This window comes from Bacillus sp. FSL R7-0166 (assembly GCF_038008935.1).
Lineage (GTDB): Bacteria > Bacillota > Bacilli > Bacillales > Bacillaceae > Bacillus > Bacillus altitudinis.
In genome coordinates, this window is sequence record NZ_JBBPAC010000001.1 from 2,016,140 (window position 1) to 2,026,160 (window position 10,021).

Consider the following 10,021-nt stretch of genomic DNA (forward strand, 5'->3'; position numbering starts at 1 on the left):
TTTTTTATGACTTTGGATAATCTGCTTGTCGCTTTTGCTTTTTTTCTTTTTCAGCACGGTATTTCCTAAACCCAACATACGTTAAAGTGAGTAAAATCATACTTCCTGTTGTTAAAATGACCCATAAAAGCGATGGATCCGCTTCATCTTGATCAACGTTCGCAAACACACTTGATAAATCTTCTTCGAGTTTCGTGAGACGCTCAAGCTTTGTCCCACTCGATGCTTTTAAAAATTCACCTTGTTCAATTACTTCCATGTGCTGCTTAATCGTTTGCAGCTTTTCAGGCGAGATATCAATGGTTAAACTCGGATAAATCATATCATACAATGAAACCAGCTCATTCCAAGTTTCATAAAACGTCGTCGATTCTGGATCTTTTACTTCTTTCTTTAATGTCGGAAAAGACCCCATAATCGGCTTCTCGAGAGATCCCCAAAGAGGTTCTGAATTTGATTGTATCGCATCGAGAAGCATTCTAAACTGAGAGGCATACCGAAGTTTTTCGCGCTCATTTAAGTCTTCCTGCGGGAGTCCTTTAATGATATCTTGATAGCCAAGTGTAATTTGCCGAACCTGCGTATTCGTCAAAGTTCCGCGCCAATTCTCAGCTTTAAATGTCTTTTCAGCATACAATGCGACTTGTAATGCCTCATCATATTTAGCTTGTCTCGTTAATTGAAAGATTGAATCTGATAGTTCCGTTAATTCTTGCAGCGCTTTAGCAGCTGTTGTTTCCTCACCTTTTGCAGCAGCTGGATGCAAGACGAGAAATAATAATAGAATCATCGCGATTGACTTTCGTTTCATGCAAGTCCCTCCTAGCCTTTCTCCATACAGCGTATGAAGAAAAGGACAAGGTTAGACCAACATTGTTAAGGGAGTTCAAGCTTGACCGATTTTTTCGAGAGGACCAGATAATACGAAACAAGAAGAACGGCAATGCTTAACCAAAACGTCACGTAGCCGATCTCATTTGAATAGGCAGAAAGCATAGAATAACGCGGCATCATTCCAAATACATAATCAATCACATCATTATGTAAAATCCATATGCCTGCTACAACCAAATGACGCATGTGAAAACGATAATACGGCGCAAATAACACAGCCTGTACCGCCATCGCAAAGTGCGAACCAATTAGCATATATCCTTCCCACGGAAAATCATCAACAGAAACGAGCACGAAAAGATTCATCCCTACAGCCCATAATCCATATTTGATCAAGGTGACAAGGGCCAGTGCTTCAAAATAAGGAGCATGGCGTTTCATTAGAAAGGCTAGTAATACAAATAAAAAGAAAAAGCTTGCCGTCGGACTGTCTGGAACAAAAGGTAAAAAGACAGCCGGCGTCTCTACGAGCTGCGGAATATACCAGTAATAGCCGTACGCAGTGCCAAGAAAGTTGACAATGAGCACGAGCACAAGCATGTAGCGTGTAGCTAGCAGATATTGAATCCATCTCATATTTCTCTTCACTCACGATCTGTTAAAATCAGAAAAAAGCTGACAGCGCCAGCTTTTTTCTCCTTTTGAGTATATCCTTGTACTTGCATTTAAACAACTGAATTATTTAGATTTGACCTCAGATAAATATTTCGAGAGCTTTTCAAGTTCTTCATCGCTGCCTTTAAAAATGCCCTTAGGCATGTTGCCTTTTCCTTCTACAGCGATTTTCGCAATTTCCTCTGGTGCTAAACCATTGTCAACAAGTGACGGTCCAGCTGCCCCGCCTTGCATATTATCTCCGTGACAGGAGATACATGTCTGCTCTTGATAAATTTTATACTCTTCAGCTGAGGTATCAATCTCTGCTTCTTTCTTGATTTCACCTTGCTTCGCTGCTGCTTCCCAGTCATGAGTAGCAACAGACTCCCATGTTAAATAGGTTGCTGCACCAACTGCAAGAATCATCATTCCAACTGCAATTGGTCTTCGATATGGCCTACGTTCAGGACCAGAATCAAGAAATGGTGCGAGTAAAAGAGCACCAAACGCAATTCCAGGCATAATCATTGCGCCAACCACCGTATAGCTCCCTGCAGCAAACTCATATTTTAACAACTGGTATAAAAATAGGAAATACCAGTCTGGCAGCGGAATATAGCCCGTATCTGTCGGATCAGCCATCCGCTCAAGCGGAGGTGCATGAACAACAGTTAGGACAAGAAATCCAATTAAAAAAACAGCACCTACAAGCCATTCCTTTAAAAGAAAGTTCGGCCAAAAGGCTTCGGTTTTTCCCGGATATTCGGAATAGTCTTTAGGTATGTTAGGTTTTCTTTCTGCCGGTATTCTGGAATCTCCGACAAACTTCATCCCTTTTCCCCTATGCAAAGTCATCCCCTCCTCATTGAACATTCATCAAACGCAAAATTTTACAGCGGTCCAGAAATTCCTTGCTTACGAATCATAATAAAGTGGGCAGCCATCAGCCCAAATAATGCCGCTGGCAAGAAAAAGACATGGATAGCGAAAAATCTCGTCAGCGTTTGTGCACCTACAATGTCAGGATGACCTGCAAGCAGCGTTTTAATCTCTTTCCCAATGAAAGGTGTCGCCTCTGCAATTTGAAGACCAACCTTCGTCGCAAATAGCGCCTTCATATCCCACGGTAAAAGATATCCTGTAAAACCAAGTCCAAGCATCACAAAGAAAATGAGCACACCGACAATCCAGTTTAGCTCTCTAGGCTTTTTATACGCCCCTTGGAAAAAGACCCTCAGCGTATGTAAAAACATCATCACAATGACTAGACTCGCACCCCAGTGGTGCATCCCTCTAACAATCTGTCCGAATGCCACTTCATTTTGCAAATAATAGACAGATTCCCATGCGTTTTTAATATCCGGTACATAATACATCGTTAAAAACATGCCCGAAAGGACTTGAATGACCGTCACAAAAAACGTTAAACCGCCAAAACAATACACAAAAGCAGAGAAATGATGTGCTGGATTGACGTGCTCAGGCACTTCATGATCCGCAATGTCTCTCCATATCGGTGTGATGTCCAGCCGCTCATCTACCCAATCGTAAATCTTGTTAAGCATCGTTACCCTTCCCCTTTCGGCACAGCTTTTCCAAGATAGAGGTATCCGTCCTTCACTTGCTGCTTATAATGATCAAGCGGTGCAAGCGGTGGAGTTCCGGGTACGTTTGTACCATCCTTGTCGTACAGCCCATAATGGCATGGGCAGAAAAATTTGTTTGGATTTTTCGGATCACTGTTCCAGTTCACTGTACATCCCAAATGTTTACAGATTGGCGATAAAGCGACAATTTCATCCCCTTCTTTGTACACCCATGCAGACCTAGATTCCTTTGACTCATACCATGCATCTACTTGATCAATTTTAAAGTCAAAGCGCTTCGGTTCTTTTGTCAGTTCATCTACACTGACAACTTGAACCATATCCTGATCCTCTGTTCCTTTTAGCACAGGGTCAAGCGCAAAGCGAACCATAGGCATGAGCATTCCAGCGGCCATAAATCCCCCCACGCCGGTCAACGTGTAATTCAAAAATTGACGCCTGGACACTCCATGTCTCTTCTCGCTCATTTTTTTCTCCCCCCCTCAGGTCGTCAGCTACTTTATAACTGAATTAGAAAAAATTTCATAAAACTAGGACACCCTCATAATATATCAATCTATTCACAAGGTCAACAGCCTAAAAAGCTATGTACAATGCAAATGTAAGGGTTTTTATGAAGGGTTCCATTTTTGTAACAAAAAGTTCAAAATTTGTTCTACACTGTCTTGAATGACTTTTTGCTTTAAATTGACCTTTAAATGCTCAAGCGGAACAGACTGCAATATAAATGCCGATTCACTCACTTCTAGCTGTTCTTTCCATTTGTTATCAGATGTGATAAACACAACATGCTGAAAATGTTCTTGCAATGATTGTTTTACTGCAAGTATGTCTTCTTGCTTACGATGATTTACTTCTAAATATGTATGTGGAGGAAAAAGAAACACTCTGCCTTTCAGTTGCCTTTCAAGATCCTCTGCCACAAGCATTGTAAACTCACCTAAAGACACGGTTTGTTTGATATGGCTTGCATCTATCCCAACTAATGGAATGATAGCGGTATCAATGTAATCTTTAGATTGTAAAAAGAGATCCGCGTCCTCCGCCTGAAACTTCATCTAGTTCCCCTCTTTCATCACATAAGCCCTGCCTGTATAGGGCAAGGCTTATTGGCTTGGTTTATGATAATAGGCTTAATTCTTTTGCTAACTTATTAAATGTTTCTTGATCATGACGGTCAAGCGCTTCATCGATTTCTTTCATCAGCCGTTCTTTTTGGAAAGTAGCAATAGAATGCTCTAGCACTTTCTCAGCAAGATCTTTATCTTTTTCATTTTCATAAAGATCTTTAGGAATATGAGGATTTGTTTCAAGTACAGCGGCATATTCCGGCGAACGATATGCAGATCGGAAATTCAATTGAATAAACAAATCTTGCTGTTTATTCAAACGAATATCATGAAATGATTTTTCTGCATCTGTCGTCATGATATTTTCTTTATAAAATCTAAAGGGAACTTCATCCACACAGTGTGTTGACATAATAATTCCCCTTGGGCAAAATTCTGCTTGCTCTACAAAATGAACCTTTTCCATCAAAGAGTCGTGACTCATTAAATAATTTAATATCCAAACACACTCTCTTCGCTTTAACTGATAATGGTTTAAGAACCACCGGATAAATTCCTTCTTTTCATTGACAGAAACAGGGGTCTGCATGTTATTCCCTCCTCTATCGTAAATTAAATTGCTATACATGAATTATTCAACAAACCAGTTCTTCATTCCTGCAAACTATAAGGAAATTTCGTCTTCAATTCTTAAAATCGTTTCTTCAATTTCTTCATTCGTGCCATCTTTCTGAAGAACTTTTCGTAATAACGGCAAGGCTTCTTTTTGTCTGCCTTCTTCTAAAAGGAACGAAGCATATTCATATAAAAAGTCACGTTCCTCATCAAAATCAGGCAGAGCAAGTTTGAAATACTCAGCGGCTTCATCATATTCTTCTCGTCCGACAGAAGCAGAAGCAGCATACCAATTCCATTTTGGATCTTCTTCCCCAAAACTTTTAACCTCTTTAATCACATCCAGAATTTCATCAAACAGCTCTTCATTTAAATAGATCGCAAGCAGCGTTTGAACCGCTTCAATATATCCTGGATCAAGAGCAAGTGCTTCTTGAAGCAATTTTTTCGCATCTTCCGAATGGCCATTTTTCAAATCAATCTTTGCCCCATATAAATATAACTCTTTGTTATACTCATCCACTTTAATTCCTTCTTTTACTATCTCTAAAGCTTCATGATATAGTCCTTCTTCCTCATAGCTTTTAGCTAAAGGCATATAAAGTGACGAATACGAAGGATCAATATCTTTTAGTTCAGAAAGCTGCTGAATAGCCGTTTTCGTTCTGCCAGCCCTCATCGCTGTAAATCCGTAGCCAAAAAGTGTATTTGGATCCACTTGATCCTTTACAGCCTTTTCATACCATTCAAGGGCATCTTCAAATTCTCCAGCTGTGCTTAATGATTCAGCGAGCCGCTGATATACATTGACACCGCCAATTTCATTTTGTTGATCGGCCACTTTGTAGAAATAGTCGGCTGCTTTCTTTGAAAGGCCTTGAGAAAAATACAATTCCCCTAAAGCAAAATCAATGACGGCTTCATGAGGTAGTAACTCTTTCGCTTTTAAAAGCTTTTGTTCACTGACTTCAAATAGTCCTTGCATTTGATACAAATCTGCCATTAACAATAAACTCTCTGGATACGCATCGTCATCTTCAGGAATCGTTTCAAGAACTGCTATTGCCTTCTCTTCTTCATCAGAGTCTATTAACAACTCTGCATAAAAACAGGTTAATCCTGTTTCTTCTGGATATAAATCATGTAAATCACTAATGAGATTCCGCGCTTTATCAATATCTCCCCAGTCATAATATAACTGAGCTGCCTGCGCTTTTTCTTCATCATGAAGATGCTTCTCTGCTTGAGCAAGTGTTTGGAGTCCCTTTTCAGTCTCACCCGCCTCAACTAATTTTATGGCTTCTTGTAATGAACTATTCAAATCAAACCGTTCCTTTCTGTTTCCAAAAACCTAAACTGTTGTTACTTCATATCATAATCGACAGCTGCATATCCAGCAAATATGTTGCTCTTTTAACATGAAGCCATTTTTGTGTTTTGAAGACTCTTTTTCAATCAATACTTTACTAAACTGACGATTTGTAAACCGAATACACTAAAAAATTGTTTTTGAATCAGCAAAATGCTCTTTTTCAAGGTTTCACCTTGAGACAAGCTATGCTATAGTTCTTTCAAATATGCAAAAGGAAAGAAAAAGCCTGAGGAAATCCTCAGACTGTTTGCGTTAAGTATTCAATGTGTTCAAAGAAATTTGGGTAAGATACACGTACTGCATCTGTATCTTCAATCTCGATTGCTTGCTCTGTTATACATGCCGCAATTCCTAACATCATACCAATTCGATGATCTCCGTAGCTTGAGACGACTGCGCCGCCTTTAAGGCTCGTTTTACCATGAATCTTCATTCCATCATCTGTTGCTTCAATATGAGCACCTAGTTTTTTAAGTTCTGAAACGACTGTATCAATACGATTGGTTTCTTTCACTTTTAATTCAGCGGCATCTTTAATGATCGTTGTTCCTTCTGCTTGAGTAGCTAGGAGCGCAATAATAGGAATTTCGTCGATCAGTCTAGAGATCATATCACCTGAAATGTCGATCCCTTTTAATGAAGAGGTAGAGATCGTTAAATCACCGTACGGTTCTCCGCCTTTAGCATCCACTTCTTGAATGTCGAGGTCTGCACCCATTTGTTTTAGCACATCTATAATACCAGTTCTCGTTTTGTTCAAGCCGACATTTCTCAATACAATCCGGCTGTTTGGAACGATAGATCCAGCCACTAAGAAAAATGCAGCTGAAGAAATATCTCCAGGGACAAATACATCTGTTGCTTTTAACGTTTGTCCACCTTCAATTGAAACACTTTGTGCATCTTCATGTAGCGAGACACCAAACATTGATAACATTCTTTCGGTATGGTCTCTTGATTTATGCGGTTCAGTTAACGTCGTTGTTCCTTCTGCCTGCAGTCCAGCTAAAAGGACAGCCGATTTAATTTGCGCACTTGCAACCGGAGACTCATAAGAGATAGCTTTTAAATTGCCCCCACGTATAGAAAGCGGTGTATACTCGCCACTTGCTCTGCCATCTATCTTGGCTCCTAATTGTCTTAGCGGACCTGTTACCCGTTTCATCGGTCTTTTGGCAATACTTTCGTCTCCGATCAGCGTACTGTGGAACTCACAGCCAGCCAAGATTCCCATCATTAAACGAATAGTCGTGCCAGAGTTACCGACATCGAGAATATCACTCGGCTCTTTAAGTCCTTTTAGTCCCTTACCATGAATGACAACATCTGTACCTTTTTGTTCGATGTCGACACCCATTTTTCTAAAACAATCAATCGTGCTTAAACAATCAGCGCCAGGAAGAAAGTTTTTTACTACTGTAGTACCGTCAGCAATAGCGCCAAACATCACAGATCTATGAGAAATGGATTTATCTCCTGGAATATGAATTTCTCCATTCATAGGAGCACTTTTATGAATTTTCATGTTCCTCACCTCAATCAGCATAAAATGTATCGTAATTTGCTCTATTTTTTATACAGAGTTCTGCCCGCTTTCGATCGTCATCTGTTTGAAAACTAATGCGTAAAATCCCGTTAATGTCTTCTCGCGTTTCAATAATACGGATATTTGTAATACTGATGTTTTCATTTGCTAGATATCCTGTAATTTCCGAAATAACACCAGGATGATCCGGCACATCGACATAAAGATCATAAAAAGCAGGGATAGCTCCTTTTTTCCTCAGAGGCAGGCCGTCGCGATATTCCTTGGCCTCTTGGAAATAAGAGAATAACCCCTCAGCATCTTCTTGTTGCACAAAGGATTCAATGCGGTCAATCTCTTTTTTCCATTCATGAAATCGGTCTAAAATCTTGTTTTTATTGTGCAAAAGGATATCGCGCCACATTGCAGGATTACTTGATGCAATACGGGTAATATCTCGAAAGCCTCCAGCAGCAAACCGTTTTACAAGAGGAAATTCTTCTTCAAAATGATGCGCTTGATGCACAAGACTGGCAGCGACGATATGTGGAAAGTGACTAATCACACTTGTCACAGCATCATGTTCTTCGGGTGTCATTTCAATGAAATGAGCATTGGTTCCCTTCAGCAGATCCTTCAAACGGTCAACAGCCTGACGACTTGTTACCTTTGCTGGCGTTAAAATGTAGAATGCATTTTCAAATAAAAAGTCTTTCGCTGCAATGACACCTGATTTATGAGACCCTGCCATCGGATGCCCGCCAATAAATTGGTAATGATCAGGCAACGTTTTTTCAGCAAAGTGAACGACCTTTTGCTTTGTGCTCCCTACATCCGTAATCGTGAGCTCTCTTTCAATTCCAGATGCTGCAATATCACTTAACATTTTGACGGTTTGTTGTACTGGCGTTGCCAAAATAATCGTTGCTGCTTCATTTAAGCCTTCCATAAAGGACTCGGCAGTCGCGTCGATGATCCCTAGTTTTATTGCAGCAATCATTTGTTCTTTAGAGACATCATAGCCTACAATTTTTTTATGTGGAAATTCTTTTTTAATCGACAGTGCAATAGAACCACCAATTAAACCGAGCCCAGCGATTAATATGGTTTCGTTTGCTTCATTCATGTTCATCACCTGATTTTTCGCGAAAATTAAACAAGCTGTTTCAATAGCTTATATGTATATTGGATGAGTTACAACGAAAGCCATATCCCATAAACAGGATATGACTTCATTGTTATGCTACGCACGAATGCCTTGTAATAAATCGGCAAGTGTAGTTAGGATTTCTTCATTTTGCTCCTTTGTTCCAACAGTAATACGTAAAGAAGTTGGGAATCCAAGAGCTTGACCAGATCGAACGATATAGCCCTTTTTCAAAAGTGCGTTGAACAGCTCATCAGCATCTCTTTTAAAATCAATTAGCACAAAGTTTGTTTGAGACGGATAGATAAATAATCCAAAGCGGTCTGCAAATTCTTGATACTGCTTGAGACCTGCTTCATTTTTTTCCCTGCACGATTGAATGAAGTCTTGATCTTTTATGGCTGCACGTGCAGCTGCTTGAGCGATACGACTTGTATTAAATGGCTCTCTCGCAGGTTCAATGGCGGTAATCAATTCCTCTGAAGCAACCCCATAACCTACTCGAAGTGCCGCAAGTCCATATGCTTTAGAGAATGTGCGCAGTACAATGACATTTTGATAGGCTTTTAATAGAGATAAACTGTTCGGAAAGTCTTCCGCGCGAACATATTCAAAATATGCTTCATCTAGAACGACAAGCACGTGAGCAGGCACTTGATCTAAAAACGATACGAGCTCAGATTCTGACAAATGATTTCCTGTCGGATTGTTCGGGTTACACACCCAAACGACTTTTGTGTTGTCATCCATCGCATCCAGCATTCCCTTTAGATCATGAGCTCCACCATTTAGAAGTGGTACTTCTCTAATCTCTGCATGCTCAATCACTGCATTGTGACGGTATTGCGGGAATGACGGAGATGGGATCACCGTATTTGTATGTTGATCAAGGAATGCCCTAGCAATAATTTGCACAAGTTCATCTGAGCCATTCCCGAATATTAATTGTTTTTCATTTACTTGAAGAAACTCAGCCAGTTCCGTTCTTAAACTTGCGCTGTATCCGTCTGGATAAATCGCTAAATGTTCAAGTTCAGCTTGTATGGCCTCTCTTGCATGTGTGGAACATCCAAAAGGGTTTTCATTTGAAGCCAATTTCACAATTTTGTCTAATTGATATTCTTTTTTGACCTCTTCAATTGGTTTCCCAGGTTGATACGGTTTTAGCTGTTTTAATTGATCTTTGATTTGCAA

11 protein-coding genes are annotated in these 10,021 nt (G+C 40.0%); all 11 read right to left on the bottom strand.

The genetic code is table 11. The features are described from left to right. Positions 1–4: 4 nt before the first annotated feature. Complete coding sequence (gene ypjB, locus NST01_RS10255) at positions 5–811, bottom strand: sporulation protein YpjB (RefSeq protein ID WP_008344572.1); 807 nt, start codon at positions 809–811, stop codon at positions 5–7. Between the two features lie 65 nt (positions 812–876). After that, positions 877–1,470, bottom strand: a complete 594-nt coding sequence (locus tag NST01_RS10260; RefSeq protein WP_007500909.1) for a DUF1405 domain-containing protein — start codon at positions 1,468–1,470, stop codon at positions 877–879. Between the two features lie 102 nt (positions 1,471–1,572). Beyond that, positions 1,573–2,340 carry a menaquinol-cytochrome c reductase cytochrome b/c subunit gene (locus NST01_RS10265; RefSeq protein WP_008344567.1) on the bottom strand — a complete coding sequence of 256 codons (768 nt, stop codon included), beginning with the start codon at positions 2,338–2,340 and terminating at the stop codon, positions 1,573–1,575. A 41-nt stretch (positions 2,341–2,381) separates the two neighbouring features. Next, positions 2,382–3,056, bottom strand: coding sequence for a menaquinol-cytochrome c reductase cytochrome b subunit (gene qcrB / locus NST01_RS10270; RefSeq protein WP_003215804.1), 675 nt, complete (start codon positions 3,054–3,056; stop codon positions 2,382–2,384). A gap of 2 nt (positions 3,057–3,058) precedes the next feature. Beyond that, positions 3,059–3,565, bottom strand: coding sequence for a ubiquinol-cytochrome c reductase iron-sulfur subunit (locus NST01_RS10275; RefSeq protein ID WP_007500911.1), 507 nt, complete (start codon positions 3,563–3,565; stop codon positions 3,059–3,061). 144 nt (positions 3,566–3,709) lie between these two features. Then, positions 3,710–4,156 (bottom strand): YpiF family protein, encoded by a 447-nt coding sequence (locus NST01_RS10280; protein ID WP_007500913.1) that lies wholly within the window; start codon positions 4,154–4,156, stop codon positions 3,710–3,712. A gap of 61 nt (positions 4,157–4,217) precedes the next feature. After that, positions 4,218–4,757 (bottom strand): ReoY family proteolytic degradation factor, encoded by a 540-nt coding sequence (locus tag NST01_RS10285; protein ID WP_008344562.1) that lies wholly within the window; start codon positions 4,755–4,757, stop codon positions 4,218–4,220. Positions 4,758–4,832: 75 nt separating this feature from the next. Next, the gene (locus tag NST01_RS10290; RefSeq protein ID WP_035702924.1) at positions 4,833–6,104 is read right to left on the bottom strand and encodes a tetratricopeptide repeat protein; all 1,272 of its coding nucleotides are present in this window, start codon (positions 6,102–6,104) and stop codon (positions 4,833–4,835) included. A 289-nt stretch (positions 6,105–6,393) separates the two neighbouring features. Then, a complete protein-coding gene (gene aroA, locus NST01_RS10295) occupies positions 6,394–7,680 on the bottom strand; it encodes a 3-phosphoshikimate 1-carboxyvinyltransferase (RefSeq protein ID WP_017359749.1) in 1,287 nt (428 codons plus the stop codon). A gap of 10 nt (positions 7,681–7,690) precedes the next feature. Further along, positions 7,691–8,806: a prephenate dehydrogenase gene (locus tag NST01_RS10300; RefSeq protein WP_136944844.1), complete on the bottom strand. Its 1,116-nt coding sequence runs from the start codon at positions 8,804–8,806 to the stop codon at positions 7,691–7,693. Between the two features lie 117 nt (positions 8,807–8,923). After that, positions 8,924–10,021, bottom strand: a complete 1,098-nt coding sequence (gene hisC / locus NST01_RS10305; RefSeq protein ID WP_136944843.1) for a histidinol-phosphate transaminase — start codon at positions 10,019–10,021, stop codon at positions 8,924–8,926.